The sequence below is a fragment of the Xanthomonas sp. LF07-6 genome (assembly GCF_034105445.1).
GTDB classification, from domain to species: Bacteria; Pseudomonadota; Gammaproteobacteria; order Xanthomonadales; family Xanthomonadaceae; genus Xanthomonas_A; species Xanthomonas_A sontii.
The window spans coordinates 1-16798 of the sequence record NZ_JAXGGI010000017.1 but is presented as its reverse complement, the minus strand read 5'-3'; the positions used below and the strand labels follow the sequence as shown (position 1 = coordinate 16798).

11 protein-coding genes are annotated in these 16798 nt (G+C 70.6%); 7 read left to right on the top strand and 4 right to left on the bottom strand.

The genetic code is table 11. The features are described 5' to 3' along the window. Positions 1 to 112 precede the first annotated feature (112 nt). A complete protein-coding gene (locus tag SLW56_RS18720) occupies positions 113 to 1705 on the top strand; it encodes an APC family permease (RefSeq protein ID WP_320695296.1) in 1593 nt (530 codons plus the stop codon). Positions 1706 to 1718: 13 nt separating this feature from the next. Here the strand turns inward: SLW56_RS18720 and SLW56_RS18715 are convergent, their stop codons facing one another. The 3 genes from SLW56_RS18715 to SLW56_RS18705 all read right to left on the bottom strand — a co-directional run bounded on the left by SLW56_RS18715 (position 1719) and on the right by SLW56_RS18705 (position 4731). Beyond that, positions 1719 to 2186 carry a hypothetical protein gene (locus tag SLW56_RS18715; RefSeq protein WP_320695295.1) on the bottom strand — a complete coding sequence of 156 codons (468 nt, stop codon included), beginning with the start codon at positions 2184 to 2186 and terminating at the stop codon, positions 1719 to 1721. A gap of 77 nt (positions 2187 to 2263) precedes the next feature. Next, positions 2264 to 3937 (bottom strand): M28 family metallopeptidase, encoded by a 1674-nt coding sequence (locus SLW56_RS18710; RefSeq protein WP_152237849.1) that lies wholly within the window; start codon positions 3935 to 3937, stop codon positions 2264 to 2266. Positions 3938 to 4212: 275 nt separating this feature from the next. Beyond that, positions 4213 to 4731, bottom strand: a complete 519-nt coding sequence (locus SLW56_RS18705) for a hypothetical protein (protein ID WP_295910122.1) — start codon at positions 4729 to 4731, stop codon at positions 4213 to 4215. Between the two features lie 479 nt (positions 4732 to 5210). On the opposite strand from SLW56_RS18705, the gene SLW56_RS18700 reads away from it, so the two are divergent. The 6 genes from SLW56_RS18700 (at position 5211) to treA (ending at position 15626) form a co-directional block, all read left to right on the top strand. Continuing rightward, positions 5211 to 6674, top strand: a complete 1464-nt coding sequence (locus SLW56_RS18700; protein ID WP_167522066.1) for a glycoside hydrolase family 5 protein — start codon at positions 5211 to 5213, stop codon at positions 6672 to 6674. A 254-nt stretch (positions 6675 to 6928) separates the two neighbouring features. Then, positions 6929 to 8395, top strand: a complete 1467-nt coding sequence (locus tag SLW56_RS18695; RefSeq protein WP_320695294.1) for a cellulase family glycosylhydrolase — start codon at positions 6929 to 6931, stop codon at positions 8393 to 8395. A 164-nt stretch (positions 8396 to 8559) separates the two neighbouring features. After that, complete coding sequence (locus tag SLW56_RS18690; RefSeq protein ID WP_320695293.1) at positions 8560 to 11445, top strand: pitrilysin family protein; 2886 nt, start codon at positions 8560 to 8562, stop codon at positions 11443 to 11445. Between the two features lie 276 nt (positions 11446 to 11721). Then, positions 11722 to 12501 carry a DUF72 domain-containing protein gene (locus tag SLW56_RS18685; RefSeq protein ID WP_267124143.1) on the top strand — a complete coding sequence of 260 codons (780 nt, stop codon included), beginning with the start codon at positions 11722 to 11724 and terminating at the stop codon, positions 12499 to 12501. Between the two features lie 128 nt (positions 12502 to 12629). Beyond that, positions 12630 to 13553: a GAF domain-containing protein gene (locus SLW56_RS18680; protein ID WP_267124142.1), complete on the top strand. Its 924-nt coding sequence runs from the start codon at positions 12630 to 12632 to the stop codon at positions 13551 to 13553. Between the two features lie 378 nt (positions 13554 to 13931). Beyond that, the gene (gene treA / locus SLW56_RS18675) at positions 13932 to 15626 is read left to right on the top strand and encodes an alpha,alpha-trehalase TreA (RefSeq protein ID WP_295965347.1); all 1695 of its coding nucleotides are present in this window, start codon (positions 13932 to 13934) and stop codon (positions 15624 to 15626) included. Between the two features lie 73 nt (positions 15627 to 15699). On the opposite strand, the gene SLW56_RS18670 is transcribed toward treA, so the two are convergent. After that, the gene (locus SLW56_RS18670) at positions 15700 to 16473 is read right to left on the bottom strand and encodes a lytic transglycosylase domain-containing protein (protein WP_295965346.1); all 774 of its coding nucleotides are present in this window, start codon (positions 16471 to 16473) and stop codon (positions 15700 to 15702) included. Positions 16474 to 16798 lie beyond the last annotated feature (325 nt).

Below are 16798 nucleotides of genomic sequence, written 5' to 3'. Positions count from 1 at the left end.
AAGCCGGGAACGTTCAGCCAACGACATGCCGCTTTTCCGATTCCCCATTCCCCAATCCCCATTCCCGGCTTTATGCGATCATCCCCCGCTTCCCGCCGCCGCCGGACCCGCCATGACCCAAACCGCCCTGCGCCGCGATGTCGGCCCGTTCGCCCTGATGCTGACCGGCCTCGGTTCGATCATCGGTTCCGGTTGGCTGTTCGGCGCCTGGCGCGCCGCCGGGCTGGCCGGCCCCGGTGCGATCTGGGCCTGGGTGCTGGGCGCGGCGATCGTCACCACCATCGCCCTGGCCTATGCCGAACTCGGCGCGATGTTCCCCGAGTCTGGCGGCATGGTCCGCTACAGTCACTATTCGCACGGTTCGCTGGTTGGCTTCATCGCCGGCTGGGCCAACTGGATCGCGATCGTGTCGGTGATCCCGGTGGAGGCCGAGGCCTCGGTGCAGTACATGGCCTCCTGGCCCTGGCAGTGGGCGCAGGATCTGTACGTGCAGCAGCCCGGCGGCGCCGGCGAGCTGTCGGTGCCCGGCCTGTGCATCGCCGCGGTGCTGGTGCTGGTGTATTTCCTGCTGAACTTCTGGAGCGTCAAGCTGTTCGCGCGCTCCAACAGCCTGATCACCGTGTTCAAGCTGGTGGTGCCGGCGCTGACCGGCGTGGCATTGATCGCCAGCGGCTTCCACAGCGAGAACTTCAGCGTCGGCCTGCACGGCGGCAACCACACCATCGACTTCGCCGCGGTGCTCACCGCGGTGGCCACCGCCGGCATCGTGTTCAGCTTCAACGGCTTCCAGAGTCCGGTGAACCTGGCCGGCGAGGCGCGCAATCCCGGGCGCAGCATCCCGTTCGCCGTGCTCGGCTCGATCGCGCTGGCCACGGTGGTCTACGTGCTGCTGCAGGTCGCTTATCTGGGCGCCGTGCCGCCGGACCTGCTGGCCAAGGCCGGCTGGCACGGCATCGACTTCCGCTCGCCGTTCGCGCAGCTGGCGATCATCGTCAACCTGCACTGGCTGGCGATGCTGCTGTACGTGGACGCCTTCGTCAGCCCCAGCGGCACCGGCATCACCTACACCGCCACCACCGCGCGGATGATCTACGGCATGGAGCGCAACGGCACCATGCCCAAGGTGCTGGGCCGGATCCATCCGACCTGGGGCGTGCCGCGCCCGGCGATGTTCTTCAACCTGCTGGTGTCCTACCTGTTCCTGTTCTTCTTCCGCGGCTGGGGCACGCTGGCGGCGGTGATCTCGGTGGCGACGATCATTTCCTACCTGACCGGCCCGATCAGCGCCATGGCGCTGCGCAAGCACGCGCCGGAGATGCACCGACCGCTGCGCATCGCCGGCCTGCCGGTGCTGGCCGCCGCCGCCTTCGTGCTGGCCACCGAACTGCTGTACTGGGCGCGCTGGCCGCTGACCGGCGAGATCATCCTGCTGATGCTGGTCGCCCTGCCGGTGTACGCCTACTACCAGCAGCGCGACGGCTGGAAGGATTTCCGTCGGCACCTGCGCGGCGCCAGCTGGCTGATCGCCTATCTGCCGACCATCGCCCTGCTGTCGTGGGCCGGCAGCACCACCTTCGGCGGCCACGGTTACCTGTCCTACGGGCCGGACCTGGTGGTGGTCGGCGTGGTCGCGCTGGGCTTCTACTTCTGGGGCGTGCGCGCCGGCTGGCGCACCCCCTCGCTGCAGCAGGCCAGCGGCGGCTGAGCCGCGGCGGCGCTCAGCCGCCGCGCAAAGTTTGCAGCGCGCGCGACAGCAACGTGGCGCCGCTGAAGCCGGCCAGCGCGCACAGCCCTGCCGCGGCGGACAGCGCACCGATCTCGGCGTGATCGCCGAACAGCGCGATCGCCGAGCCGATGCACGCTGCCGAGAACCCGGCGCCGACCAGGCCGATGCGCAGATGCGCGCGCCAGCCGCGCAGATGCGGCCAGGCGCGTACTGCGACCAGGCCGGTCAGCAAGGCCGGCAAGACGCCGAACAGGTAGGAATACAGCGCGATCCCCAGCAGCATCAGCAGCCCGCCGCCGATGTCACCGAGGTGAGCACCGCCCCAGAGCCACGCGACCGCCATCATCGGCAGCAAGACCGCCGCAGTCCCCAGCGGCGGCCCTACCAATGGGAACGCCATGGCCACGCCGAGGTAGACCAGCCAGCGCGGCAGCGGATCGCTCCCCGCGTCGGCGCCCATCGGATCGGCGCCTTCCGCGCGCGCACCCGGCGGCGGATCCGCAGCCGCCTGCGGCGCAGGCGGCACTGGGGCGTGACTCACTTGGCGGGCGCGGCTTGGCGCTGTGCGGCGCTGGCGTCGCGGGTGGCGCGGAACTCGGAGTCGCGGCTCCAATTCGGCCACTGCGTCGAATTGGCCAGTTCCTCGCCCAGCGTGTACAGCACCTGCATGTCGCGCGCGGCGCCGGCGAAGGTCCAGTTCGGCTGCCATTCGTCGCCGGGCTGGTGGTAGCGCTTGGCGGTGTAGTCGTCCGAGGCGGCCTTGCCGGCCGCCACGCCGCCGTCCACCCAGTCCTGGCCGGCGGCGAAGGACAGCGCCGGCACGCCGCGCTTGGCGAAGGAGAAGTGATCCGAGCGGAAGAAGTAGCCGGCTTCCGGCTTCGGGTCGGGCGTGTAGCGCAGGTCCCAGCCCTTAGCCACGCGCTTGAGGTCGTCGAGCAGTTCCAGCTTGGCGGTGCCGTAGATGCCGAAATCGCGCGAGGGCCCGAACGGGCTCATGCCGTCCATGTTGATCACCGCCACCGTGCGCGCCAGCGGATACAGCGGCTTGGAGGCGTAGTACTCCGAGCCGAGCAGGCCCTTCTCCTCGGCGGTGACCGCCATGAACACCACCGAGCGCTGCGGCGCCGGGCCCTTGGCGAAGGCGCGGGCCAGTTCCAGCAGCGCGGCGACGCCGCTGGCGTTGTCCAGCGCGCCGTTGAAGATGCGGTCGCCCTTGGCGTCGGGCGCGCCCACGCCCAGGTGATCCCAGTGCGCGGTGTAGATGAGGGTGTCGTCCGGCCGGGTCTTGCCGGGCAGGCGCGCGACCACGTTGCGCGAGGTGATCACCTCCGACTTCACCGCGTAGTCGGCGTACAGGCGCTCGCCCTTCAGCTCCACCGGCTTGAAGTCGCGCGATTGCGCCTGCTTCTTCAGCGCATCGAAATCCAGCCCGGCGCGCTTGAACAGGTCCACCGCCAGGTCGCGCTGGATCCAGCCCTCCAGCTCCGGGTGCACCGACTTGGGATCGTCGCGGACCACGTCGAACATGCTGTTGGTGTTGGAGTTGGCGACGGTGGCCCAGCCGTAGGACGCCGGTGCGGTCTCGTGCACGATCAGCACGCCGGCCGCGCCCTGCCGCGCGCCTTCCTCGAACTTGTAGGTCCAGCGGCCGTAGTAGGTCATGCCCTTGCCGTCGAACGCGCCCTTGCCGGTCTCGAAATCGGGGTCGTTGATCAGCACCACCGCGATCTTGCCCTTCAGGTCCACGCCCTTGAAGTCGTCCCAGCCGCGCTCGGGCGCCTTGACGCCGTAGCCGACGAACACCAGCGGTGCGCCGTCCAGGGTCACCTGGCTGCTGCCGTCGAGCGCGGCGCGCACGGCGATCTGCTGGCCCTGGGTCAGGGCCTGGCGCTGGTCGCCGCTGGCGATGGCCAGCTGCGGCGTACCGACGATGTCGGCGCGGCGCAGCGGCACCGCCTGGGTCCACAGGCGCTTGCCGTCGCGCAGGTCGCCGCCGGGCTGCAGGCCGGCCGCCTGGAACTGCGCGCTCAGATAGGCCACGGTCTTCTCCTCGCCCGCCGAGCCCGGGGCGCGGCCCTCGTAGGCGTCGGAGGCCAGTGTCTTGACGTCGGCGGACAAGCGCTTGGTGTCGAAGGTCGGTGCGGGCGGCGGTGCCGCCAGGCTGGCGCCGGACAGCGCAAGCGCCAGCAGGCTCACGATCGGTCGTTTCACGGAGTTCCCTCGGCAGACACAAAGAACCTCGAGTGTAACGGCGCGGCCAGGCGATCGGCAGGGGCCGGGGCGGTTTGGGCGCGCGCGGTCGTTCGAGCGCTGATGTCGTGGGGCGCGCCATCATCCCCGCGCATGCCGCGTGCCGCTGCGCGTGGGCGTAGCAGGGACGCGCGAGGAAATGGACGCTCGCCCGGGACTTCCGTGGCTGGAGCCCGCGGGCCGGCTGGCGCCCCCCTCGCTGCCGCAGGCCAGCACCGGCCGGGCCGCGGCAGCGCTCAGCGTCCGCGCAGCCGGTCCAGCGCCAGCGAGAGCAGCATGGCGCCGACGCCCCCGGCAAGCACGCAAGATCCCAGCCAGCTGCCGGGCTCGCGGAACGCGTCGCGGTGGCTGTTGATCCAGGCGATGAGCGCACCGACGCAGATGGCCGACATGGCGGCACCGATCACCCCCACCAGCAGATGCGCGCGCCAGCCACGCAGGCGGGGCCAGGCATAGGCGGCGAACAGGCCGGTCAACAGCCCCGGCAACGCGCCGAAGATGCAGGACATCAACGCCATGAGCAGGAGAAGCGGCAGCGCATCGCCGAAGCCGCCGGGCTGCCCCCACGTCCAGGAAAACGCCAACGGCAGACCGACGACCAGCGTGCCCAGGAGCGGCGCGACGATCGCGAACGCCAGCACCACGCCGCTGCGGACCAGCCAGCGCGGCGCCCCATTGCCCGGGGGCACGCCCTCCGGCTGCGCGCGCGCAGCGGTCGCGGTGTCCGCCGGAGCGACCGCCGCAGCTTCGCCCATGCGTGCCGCCGCGGCCCCGGCGGCAACCGCCGGGGCAGGCGCCGGCGCTGCGGACGGCGGTAGCGGTTCCCGACTCACGCGCGCCGCGCTGCGCCGGCGCCGCGGCGCGCACGGAAGGCGGAATCGGGGCGCCAATGGGGCCACTGCACCGCGAAGGACAGGTTTGGACGTTGCACGAAGATCCCTCTCGGCAGGCATGAGCGGCCGAGTGTAGCGAGGCGGCCGCGGGACCGGCGAGGGCCGGGCACCCGCCAGACGTGCGCTGTCGCAAAAATTTATTGTGATAAACCGCTCAAATACGAACCTGAACATGCTCTAATGCCGCGCTCGCGCATCACGGGGCCGCGCCGATCCGGTGGCCACGCCGATCCGCGAGCCCCTCCCGGCTTCCACCCGAGCCGGGCGCGGTGCCCGTTGCCCCTACCCTCATCTGGGCCGCTCCGACTGCGGGGCCGGCCCGCTTCCGGAGACCTGCAGAGATGTCGATGTCCCCTCTCACCCGCATCACCCGTTGCGTGCTGGCCGCCGCGCTGCTGGCCGCCAGCGGTTCGGCCTGGAGTTACGCCGTCAGCAAAGGCACGGTGGTGGACGACCGCGGCAACGCGGTGCAGCTGCGTGGCGTCAACTGGTTCGGCTTCGAAGGCAGCGCGCACACCGTGCATGGCCTGTGGGCGCGCAACTGGAAGGACATGATCACGCAGATGCAGGGCCTGGGCTTCAACGCCGTGCGCCTGCCGTTCTGCCCGCAGACCCTGCGCGGCGTCGCGCCGACCAGCATCGACTACGGCCGCAACCCGGACCTGCAGGGCCTGAATTCGCTGCAGGTGCTGGACAAGGTGGTCAACGAGTTGAGCAGCCGTGGCATGTACGTGCTGCTGGACCACCACTCGCCCGATTGCCAGGGCATCTCCGAGCTCTGGTACACCGACTCCTACAGCGAGCAGCAGTGGCTCAGCGATCTGACGTTCGTGGCCAAGCGCTACGCGTCGGTGCCGGGCGTGATCGGCATCGACCTGAAGAACGAGCCGAACGGCCGCAACACCTGGGGCACCGGCAACCTCAAGACCGACTGGAACAAGGCGGTCGAGCGCGCCTCGGCGGCGGTGCTGAAGGTGGCGCCGAAGTGGCTGATCGTGGTCGAGGGCATCACCGACAACCCGACCTGCTCCAGCAGCTACGGCTACTGGTGGGGCGGCAACCTGGAACCGCTGACCTGCACCAAGCTCAACGTGCCGGCCAACCGCCTGCTGCTGTCGCCGCACGTGTATGGCCCGGACGTGAACTGGCAGCCCTACTTCGGCGACAGCAGCTTCCCGGCCAACATGCCGGCGATCTGGGAGCGCCAGTTCGGCCAGCTGACCCAGCTCGGTTACACCATGATGATCGGTGAGTTCGGCGGCAACGAAGGCCGCAACCAGGCGCAGGACCCGATCCTGCAGAAGGCGCTGATCGACTACCTGATCAAGAAGAACATCCGCAGCGGCTTCTACTGGGCATGGAACCCGAACAGCCGCGACACCGGCGGCGTGCTCGACGACGACTGGACCACCGTGCGCACCGAGAAGATGACCGGGCTCAAGCGGCTGTGGGGCGACACCAGCGGCACCACGCCGACGCCGACGCCCACTCCGACCCCGACGCCCACCCCGGAGCCGACCCCGACCCCCACGCCGACTCCGGCCCCGGGCAGCGCCAGCTTCAGCACCAAGGTCATCGTCGATAGCGACTGGAACGCCGGCTACTGCGAACGCGTGCAGGTGACCAACAGCGGCAGCGCCACCGGCAACTGGGCGGTCACCCTGTCCATCAGCGGCACCGTCAACAACCTGTGGAACGCCACCTGGAAGCAGTCGGGCACCACCCTCAGCGCCAGCGGCGTGGACTGGAACAAGACCCTGGCCCCCGGCGCCACCGCCGAGTTCGGGTTCTGCGCCGCCCGCTGAAGACGGCGCCATCGCCCCGCGCAGCGCGCGGGGCGCAACCTCAACGGCAGCGTCCCACGACGCTGCCGTTGGCGTTTTCACCACGCGACGGCGCGGCCGTGGACATCACCACAGCACCTGCGCGCAATCCGTGGACAAGCCCGTCTTCTGCAACGGTAGTCACGGCCGCCATGGCGAACACTGCCGATCATCGCCGCCAAGTATCCGCCCCCTTGGCCGGCGCACTCCGCACCGGCCACCCTCGGAGCATCGCGATGAACCGATCCCTGCATTCCCGCATTACCCGCTGCCTGCTGGCCGCGGCGCTCGTGGTCGCCAGCGGCTCGGCCTGGAGCTATGCCATCAACCAGGGCAAGGTGGTGGACGACGCCGGCAACGCCGTGCAATTGCGCGGCGTCAACTGGTTCGGTTTCGAGACCTCGCAGCACACCGTGCACGGCCTGTGGGCGCGCAACTGGAAGGACATGATCACGCAGATGCAGGGCCTGGGCTTCAACGCCGTGCGCCTGCCGTTCTGCCCGCAGACGCTGCAGGCGGTCTCGCCCGGCAGCATCGACTACAGCCGCAATCCGGACCTGCAGGGCCTGAACTCGCTGCAGCTGCTCGACAAGGTGATCAACGAACTCAGCAGCCGCGGCATGTACGTGCTGCTCGACCACCACACCCCGGACTGCAACGCGATCTCCGAACTCTGGTACACCGGCAGCTACAGCGAGCAGCAATGGCTGAATGATCTGAGCTTCGTCGCCAAGCGCTACGCGTCGGTGCCGGGGGTGATCGGCCTGGATCTGAAGAACGAGCCGCACGGCGCCGCCACCTGGGGCAGCGGCAATGCCGCCACCGACTGGAACAAGGCCGCCGAACGCGCGTCGGCGGTGGTGCTGAACGCGGCGCCGAACTGGCTGATCGTGGTCGAAGGCATTTCCAACACGTCCACCTGCTCCAGCGACACCGCGCACTTCTGGGGCGAGAACCTGGAACCGCTGGCCTGCACCCCGCTGGCCATCCCGGCCAACCGCCTGCTGCTCGCCCCGCACGTGTACGGACCGGACGTCTACATGCAGCCGTACTTCAGCGCGTCCAACTTCCCGGCCAACATGCCGGCGATCTGGGAGCAACACTTCGGCCAGTTCGCCCAGGCCGGCCACGCGCTGCTGCTGGGCGAGTTCGGCGGCAAGTACGGCCAGGGCAATCCGCTGGACATGCAGTGGCAGAACGCGCTGGTCGACTACCTGATCGGCAAGGGCATCCACAGCGGCTTCTACTGGTCGTGGAACCCGAACAGCGGCGACACCGGCGGCATCCTCAACGACGACTGGAGCACGGTGCGCACCGACAAGGTGACCCTGCTGAAGAAGCTGTGGGACAGTGACGGCAGCAGCACGGGCGGTGGCGGTGGTGGCAACGGTGGCGGTGGCAACGGTGGTGGCAATGGCGGCGGCACCACGCCCATGCCGCCGCCGTCCGGCAGCAGCTTCAGCACCAAGGTGCTGGTCGACAGCGACTGGAACGCCGGCTACTGCAACCGCGTGCAGGTGACCAACACCGGCGGCAGCAGCGGCGACTGGAGCGTCACCCTGTCGATCAGCGGCACCGTCAACAACCTGTGGAACGCCAGTTGGACGCAGTCGGGCACCACGCTCAGCGCCAGCGGCGTGGACTGGAACAAGACCCTGGCCCCCGGCGCCACTGCCGAGTTCGGCTTCTGCGCCGCACGCTGAGCGCGCCGCTGCGTCCCTGACGCCACCCGCACGGCCCTTCTCCCGCGCGGGCCGTGCGCGAGGCGGGCCGCCCACGCGGCGCCGCGCGGTGTGCCATCAGTCACGTTCCCGCGGCCGCCGCCGGCCCTCTATGCTGGCGCACTGTCCACACTCAGGCCCGGCCCATGCTCCGTCCCTTGTCGCTGTTGATCTCCAGCATCCTCACCCTCGGCACCGGCGCCGCCCTGGTGGCCGCGCCGTCGGCCCTGGCCGCGGCCACGCCGGGCCAGGCGACCGCGCCGGAGATCGCCTACACCCGCTTCACCCTGCCCAACGGCCTGACCGTGGTGGTGCACGAGGACCACAAGGCGCCGGTGGTGGCGGTGAGCATCTGGTACCACATCGGCTCGGGCGACGAGCCGGCCGGCAAGACCGGCTTCGCGCACCTGTTCGAGCACCTGATGTTCTCCGGCTCGGAGAACCACAAGGGCACCTACTTCCAGCCGTTCGAGAAGGTCGGCGCCACCGACATGAACGGCACCACCTGGTTCGACCGCACCAACTACTTCGAGACCGTGCCGACCACCGCGCTGGACACCGCGCTGTGGATGGAATCGGACCGCATGGGCCACCTGCTCGGCGCGATCGGCCAGAAGGAACTGGACACCCAGCGCGGCGTGGTCCAGAACGAGAAGCGCCAGGGCCAGAACCGCCCCTACGGCCGCGTCGACGAGAACATCCTGGCCAACATCTTCCCGGCCAACCATCCGTACCAGCACGACACCATCGGCTCGATGGCCGACCTCGACGCGGCCTCGCTGGACGACGTCAAACAGTGGTTCCACGACAACTACGGCGCCGCCAACACCACCCTGGTGCTGGCCGGCGACATCACCGTGGCGCAGGCCAAGGCCAAGGCCGAGCAGTACTTCGGCGACATCCCCGCCGGCCGCCCGGTGCCGCGCCAGCAGCCGTGGATCACCCCGCTGGCCAAGCAGACCCGCGGCGTGCAGCACGACCACGTCGCGCAGCCGCGCATCTACCGCACCTGGGTGGCGCCGCAGCTGGGCACCGACGACGCGGTGCTGCTGGACCTGGCCACCACCGTGCTCGGCGGCGGCAAGACCAGCCGCCTGTACCAGCGCCTGGTCTACCGCGACAAGCTGGCCGACGACGTCTCCGCCGGCCTGCAGTCGTTCGCGCTGGCCAGCCAGTTGCAGATCACCGCCGACGTGAAGGAAGGCGTGGACCCGGCCAAGGTCGAGGCCGCCATCGCCGACGAACTGCAGAAGTTCCTGGCCGAAGGCCCCACCGCCGACGAACTGCAGCGCGCGCAGGTGGGCTACCGCGCCGGCTTCGTGCGCGGCCTAGAGAAGGTCGGCGGCTTCGGCGGCAAGGCCACGGTGCTGGCCGAGGGCCAGGTCTACCGCAACGATCCGGGCGCCTACAAGAAGGACCTGCAGCGCGCGCAGGACGCCACCGTCGCCAGCGTGCGCAAGGCCGCCGACACCTGGTTCGGCAAGGGCGACTACCTGCTGACCGTGCTGCCGGCGCCGGAAGGCTTCGATCCGGCGGCCGAGGACAAGGCGGTCAAGCCGCTGCCGGCGGCCCCGGGCAAGCCCGCGCCGAAGGTGCCGGCCAAGGGCAACTACAGCGTCGGCAAGTCGCAGGTGGACCGCGCGGCCGGCGTGCCGGAGACCAGCCAGTTCCCGAGCCTGAGCTTCCCGCAACTGCAGCGCGGCAAGCTCAAGAACGGCATCGAGGTGGTGCTGGCCGAGCGTCACACCATCCCGGTCACGCAGATCCAGATGCTGTTCGATGCCGGTTACGCGACCGACCGCGGCAGCAAGCTCGGCACCGCCAACTTCACCGCGGCGCTGATGAACGAGAGCACCCGCAACCTGGATTCGGTGGACGTGGCGCAGCGCCGCCAGCGCCTGGGCGCGATGACCAGCGTGTCCTGCGAACTGGACAGCTGCGACGCCTCGCTCAACGCGCTCAACGACCAGCTGGCGCCGTCGCTGGAGCTGTTCGCCGACATCGTGCGCAACCCGGCGTTCAAGGCCGACGACATCGAGCGCATCCGCGGCCAGTGGCTGGCCTCGATCGCGCAGGAGAAGACCCAGCCGCAGGGCCTGGCGCTGCGCACCCTGCCGCCGCTGCTGTACGGCCCCACCCATCCGTACGGCGTGCCGCTCACCGGCACCGGCACCGAGGCGGCGATCAAGAGCCTGACCGCGGGCGATCTGAGCGCGTTCCAGAACAACTGGCTGCGTCCGGACAACGTGCGCATCCTGGTCGCCGGCGACACCACCCTGGCCAAGATCATCCCGCAGCTGGATGCCGCGTTCGGCGACTGGCAAGCCCCGGCCGGCAAGCGCCCGACCAAGAGCCTGCCGCAGGTGGCCGCGCAGCCCAAGCCGCGCGTGTTCCTGATCAACCGCGACGACGCCCCGCAGTCGCTGATCCTGGCCGGCCTGCTGGCACCCTCGACCAAGGCGCCGAACAACCTGGCGATCGGCGTGGCCAACGGCGCCTTCGGCGGCACCTTCACCTCGCGACTGAACATGAACCTGCGCGAGGACAAGCGCTGGGCCTACGGCGCCAACAGCTTCATGATCGACGCGATCGGCCAGCGCCCGTTCCTGTTCTTCGCCCCGGTGCAGACCGACAAGACCGCCGAATCAGCCGCCGAGATCCTCAAGGAAGCCAAGGCCGTGGTCGGCGACAAGCCGCTGACCGCCGCCGAGATCGCCAAGATCAAGGAACAGCGCGTGCGCGCCCTGCCGGGCAGCTTCGAGACCACCGGTGCGGTGCTCGGCGCGATGGACGGCATCGTCCAGTACGGCCGCCCGGACGACTACGTGCAGACGCTGAAGACGCGCCTGGAAGCGGTGGACCAGCCGGCGGCGGAAGCGGCGATCAAGGAGATCGTGGCGCCGCAGGCGATGACCTGGGTGATCGTCGGCGACCTCAAGCAGATCGAAGCGCCGGTGCGTGCGCTGAAGCTGGGCGAGGTGCAGGTGCTGGACAGCGACGGCCAGCCGGTCAAGGCGAAGGCCACGCCGTAACGCCGCACACGCATGGCGGGGCTGCCCCGCCATGCGCCACGTGCCGGCGCCAGCATGGGCGTCGGCGCCAACGTATCGCCATCGCGCAATGCGACATGCGACATGCGACGACAGTGAACGCGCAGGCTGCGCTCCGGCGCAGCCTGCAGGCATCGACCTTCCCTGGCATGCGCGGGTCGCGCATGGATCGCCAAGGCGGCGCGCCGCGCCTGTCCTTCACGGCGCCTGGTCGCAACGCTTGGTATCCGCAAGGCCTGTCCTGGCCTGCCACCGCCGATGCCGACCGCTTCTCCCCGCCGCGTCGCCGCTTCCCGCATCCGCGTCGGCTGCGCCGGCTGGTCGATCGCCAGCACGCAACGCGCCCTGGTCGGTGACGGCGCCAGCCAGCTGGCGCGCTATGCCACCCGCTTCGACGCGGTCGAGATCAACTCCACGTTCTACCGCGCCCACCGCGCCAGCACCTACCAGCGCTGGGCCGACAGCGTGCCGACGCATTTCCGCTTCTCTGCAAAACTGCCACGCACCATCACCCACGACGCGCGCCTGTCCCGCGTCGGGCCGCTGCTGCAGACCTTCCTCGACGAGGTCGGCCATCTCGGCGACAGGCTCGGCTGCCTGCTGGTGCAGCTGCCGCCGAGCCTGGCCTTCGATGCACGCACCGCCGCCACCTTCTTCGCGATGCTGCGGCGCCGCTGGCACGGCGGCATCGCCTGCGAACCGCGCCACGTCAGCTGGTTCGACGCACGCGCCGAGGCGCTGTGGCAGCGCCACCACATCGCGCGCGTGGCCGCCGACCCGGCCCTCAACGCCAACGCCGCGCAGCCAGCAGGTGCGGCGGCGCCGGCCTACTGGCGCTGGCACGGCGCACCACGCCTCTACTACAGCGCCTACGCCGACGACACGCTGCGCGGCCTGGCCGAGCGCGTCGTCGCCGCCACGCCACACACGGGCGAAACCTGGGTGATCTTCGACAACACCGCACTCGGCCACGCCCTCGACAACGCCGCCACGCTGCAGACGCAGTTGCGCGCGCTCGGCGTCGGCGCCGCGGGTTGATCGCCAACGTACGGCAATCTGGCACTTGGCGTGCACCACGTCACGCTTGTGCGCCTGTCCACGCGACCTCGCCACGCCCTGCGGTATGGTGCTGCGCCTCGCGATCCGCACCAGACCCGACGCCGCCCATGACCGATGAAGCCCAGCGCCAGCGTGTCCTCGACAGCTACCGCATCGTCGACAGCCTGCCCGAGGCCGCTTACCAGGACATTGTGCAGATCGCCGCCACGCTGTGCGACACGCCGATCGCGCTGCTGTCGCTGCTGGACCGCGACCGGCAGTGGTTCAAGGCCCGGCTCGGCCTGGAACTGCCGCAGACCGAGCGCAGCCAGGCGGTGTGCGATCACGCGATCCGAGAGCCCGAACAGCTGCTGGAAGTGCCCGACCTCGCCGACGACCCGCGTTTCGCCAATATCTCGGTGGTCCGCGGCGACACCGGCGCGCGCTTCTATGCCGGCATGCCGTTGGTGACCGACGAGGGCATCGCCTTGGGCACCGTGTGCGTGCTGGACACCACGCCGCGTGAACTCAAGGACGCCCAGCGCGACGGCCTGCGCGCGCTGGCGCGCACGGCCATGCGCCTGCTCGACGCGCGCCGGGATGCGCTGCAGCGTCAACGCGAGGCGCTCCTGCAAGCGCACCCGGTTGGCGACAACACGGACTCCGGCACCGGCGGCCGCTACCGTGTGGTGATCCTGGAAGTGCAGGAACTGGCCGCGCTGGCCGAGCGACAGAGCGAACGCCTGCTGGGCAGCAGCCTGCAGCAACTGGACCGCACCCTGGCCAGCTACGTGCACGACGGCGGCGCCGATACCGTGGACCGCGCCACCGAGCACGCCGAATTCATCGTCATGCTGCACGGCGCCGACGCCGAGCAGAAGCTGCGCGGCCTGCGCGAGATCGCCGCGCGGCAGCAGGCGCTCGGGCTGACCGTGCTGGTCGGCGACGCCCAGGCCACGCGGGCGGACGAGCCGATCGGACAGGTGTTCCTGCGCGCCGAAGCCGCGCTCAGCGCGGAGAAGGACCGCCAGCGGCCGCAGCAGTCGGCCTGACCTGCGGGCGGATCGCCGACCGGCGACCGCCGGCGCACGTGGCGCGCTGACGCCCCAGCTCCCTGATCCGCAGCGGGCAAGCACCTACGCGCACCGGCCTTGGCGGCGCGCTGAACGCCCAGCCGCCCCGCTCTGGGCGAGCGGCGCCAACCATTCTGCAGATGACGTGCTCCGGCTGACCCGGCGACGAGCAGCCACGCCGCCCTAGCGGCCCCGTTCTTGCATGCCCCCAGGCGTTGCGGTCCCTCACCGGTACGAGCCGGGCGGCGCGCGGCCGCCAGGGCAGGATCGGGTGGGCCACGCACCGGATCCGGCCGCGCGCCCCCGTCTCCGCTTCGGTCGTTTACCATGCCGCACGCATCCTGCTCTGGACCCGACATGAGCCATGCCGCTCCTCCCTGTTGCACCCCGCTGCTGAGCCTGTCGCTCGGCCTGTTGCTGGGCACCGCCGATACCGCCATGGCGGAGGCCGCGCCCGCGACCACGCTGACCGCGCCAGCACCGCCGCCGCAGACGCCCGACCTGGCCTACCCGGAACTGTTCCAGGCGGTGCAGCAGCAGGAGCTGTTCGACGACCAGAAGCACTTCGTCGACGCGTTGCCGCTGCGCGACCCGGCGCTGATCAACGCCGACTATCTGGCGCAGCGCCAGCAGCCGGGCTTCGACCTGCGCCGTTTCGTCGCCGCCAACTTCGAGGAATCCGGCCCGGTGCAGACCGAGGCGATCCGCCAGGACACCGGCCTGCGCGAGCACATCGACGCGCTGTGGCCGCTGCTGGTGCGCCGCCAGGTCGACGTGCCGGCCTACAGCAGCCTGCTGTCGCTGCCGCACCCCTACGTGGTGCCGGGCGGGCGCTTCCGCGAGGTCTACTACTGGGATTCCTACTTCACCATGCTCGGCCTGGTGGAGAGCGGCGAGCACGAACGCAGCCGGCAGATGCTGGACAACTTCGCCTACCTGATCGACACCTACGGGCACATCCCCAACGGCAACCGCACCTACTACCTGAGCCGCTCGCAGCCGCCGTTCTTCTCGCACATGGTGCAGTTGCAGGCCAAGGTGGAGGGCGATGCCGCCTACGCGCGCTACCTGCCGCAGTTGCAGAAGGAATACGCGTACTGGATGGAAGGCGCGCAGACCCTGGCCCCGGGCAGCGCGCATGCGCACGTGGTGCGGCTGGCCGACGGCAGCCTGCTCAACCGCTACTGGGACGCCCGCGACACGCCGCGCCCGGAGGCCTGGCTGCACGACGTGCGCACCGCCGCCGAGGCCAAGGACCGCCCCGCCGCCGAGGTCTACCGCGACCTGCGCGCCGGCGCCGAGAGCGGCTGGGACTATTCCAGCCGCTGGCTCGGCGACCGCAAGACCCTGGCCAGCATCCGCACCACCGCCATCGTCCCGGTCGACCTGAACAGCCTGCTCTACCACCTGGAGAGCACCCTGGCCCTGGCCTGCGCCAAGAACCCCGGCGCGGCTGGCTGCGATACCGACTACGCGGCCCTGGCCAGCGCGCGCAAGACCGCGATCGACAAGCACCTGTGGAGCGATGCCGGCTACTACGCCGACTACGACTGGCAGCAGCGCCGGCTGCGCGACCAGGTCACCGCCGCGGCGCTGTACCCGCTGTTCGTCGGGGTCGCCTCGCCGGCACGGGCCAAGCGCAGCGCCGACACCGTGCAGGCGCAGTTGCTGCGCCCCGGCGGCGTGGCGACCACGCGCCTGCACACCGGCCAGCAGTGGGACGAACCCAACGGCTGGGCGCCGCTGCAGTGGATCGCCGTGGACGGCCTGCGCCGCTACGGCCAGGACGCGCTGGCGCAGCGCATCGGCAGCCGCTTCCTGGCGCGGGTGCAGGCGCTGTTCGCGCAGCAGCACAAGCTGGTGGAGAAGTACGGCGTGGACGCGCAGGCCAAGGGCGGCGGCGGCGGCGAGTACGCGCTGCAGGACGGCTTCGGCTGGACCAATGGCGTGACCCTGTTGCTGCTGGATCTGTATGCGGCGCCGGCCGCGGCGCCGACAGCGCCGCACGCGCAAGCGACGACCGAAGCCGAGGCGGAGGCCGTCGCGCTCTGAGCCGCCGCGGGCGGCACCGCGGCCACGCCGCGTCCGCCTGCCCCCCCGTCGACGCCGGCGGTGGGCGCCGCCGCTATTGCGCGGGCGTCTCCACGGCCATCCCCATCGCGAGGCGGTAGCGCTGGTACAGCGCCATCACCTTGTCGATGTACGCGCGGGTCTCCGCGTACGGCGGCACGCCGCCGTAGCGCGCCACCGCGCCGATGCCGGCGTTGTAGGCCGCCGCGGCCAGCACCCGATCGCCGGCGTAGCGGCGCAGCAACGCGCGCATGTAGCGGGCGCCGCCGTCGATGGACTGGTCGGCCGCGAACGGATCGCGCACGCCGTACTCCCTGGCGACCTCGGGCAACAGTTGCATCACCCCCTGCGCGCCCTTGGGCGAGACCGCGGCGGCATCGAAGCCGCTCTCGGCATGCGCGATCGCGCGCAGCCACGGCTCGTCGACCTCGGTGGCGCGCGCCGCGGCGCGGAACTGTTTGGCATGCGCCTGCAGTTGCGGCGCCCCGAGCTTGCCCAGTCCGGGATGCGCCACCTCTCCCGGCGGCGTGACCGCAGTGAAGCGCAGATACGGCCGCGAGCCCGGCAGGTTGCGCGTGGAGTAGACCAATTGCCCGTCCTGCTCGCGCTCGTACAGGGTGCCGCTGAACACGCCGAGGTTGCCCCACAGATTGGGCGTGGCGATCGCCGCATCGTCCAGTTCCCTGGGGGTGCAGCGCGAACCCGGTTCCGGCGCGGTAGCCAGGCTGACCGTGCCGTCGCGCACGCAGCGGTACACCGTGCGCGCTGCCGCGTCGGCGACGACGCCACAGCACAGCAGCAGGCACAGCACGGCACGGGCAAGCGGCATCGGCGACACACGCTCGGATGGGATGGGCGCGCATCATCGCGCAGCGCGCGTGGACGCAGGTGACGGCCTGTCGCCCGGCGCTGTTTCCGACACGGGTCTGGGTAGGAGCGGCTTCAGCCGCGACCAGGCTCCTGCACACCACGATGGCACCAGACTCCACGCGTCGGGACTGAAGTCCCTCCCACAGGGGCATGCGGCACGCTGGCTGGAACATCGTGGGCGGGTCTTTGGTCCCGATTGCTTCAGCGGCCGGATAGCGCACCGCCTTCGCTCGTCGCGCCTGAAGCCGTTCCTACAAGAACGTGCAGCACGCGGCCTGGGCGCA

Bases quoted from the DNA above. Each gene is read 5' to 3' on its own strand.
- SLW56_RS18690 (WP_320695293.1), top strand. From the start codon at position 8,560: ATGCTCCGTCCCTTGTCGCTGTTGATCTCCAGCATCCTCACCCTCGGC.
- SLW56_RS18705 (WP_295910122.1), bottom strand. From the start codon at position 4,731: ATGGGCGAAGCTGCGGCGGTCGCTCCGGCGGACACCGCGACCGCTGCG.
- SLW56_RS18685 (WP_267124143.1), top strand. From the start codon at position 11,722: ATGCCGACCGCTTCTCCCCGCCGCGTCGCCGCTTCCCGCATCCGCGTC.
- SLW56_RS18680 (WP_267124142.1), top strand. From the start codon at position 12,630: ATGACCGATGAAGCCCAGCGCCAGCGTGTCCTCGACAGCTACCGCATC.
- SLW56_RS18720 (WP_320695296.1), top strand. From the start codon at position 113: ATGACCCAAACCGCCCTGCGCCGCGATGTCGGCCCGTTCGCCCTGATG.
- SLW56_RS18700 (WP_167522066.1), top strand. From the start codon at position 5,211: ATGTCGATGTCCCCTCTCACCCGCATCACCCGTTGCGTGCTGGCCGCC.
- SLW56_RS18715 (WP_320695295.1), bottom strand. From the start codon at position 2,186: ATGGGCGCCGACGCGGGGAGCGATCCGCTGCCGCGCTGGCTGGTCTAC.
- SLW56_RS18695 (WP_320695294.1), top strand. From the start codon at position 6,929: ATGAACCGATCCCTGCATTCCCGCATTACCCGCTGCCTGCTGGCCGCG.
- SLW56_RS18670 (WP_295965346.1), bottom strand. From the start codon at position 16,473: ATGCCGCTTGCCCGTGCCGTGCTGTGCCTGCTGCTGTGCTGTGGCGTC.
- treA (WP_295965347.1), top strand. From the start codon at position 13,932: ATGAGCCATGCCGCTCCTCCCTGTTGCACCCCGCTGCTGAGCCTGTCG.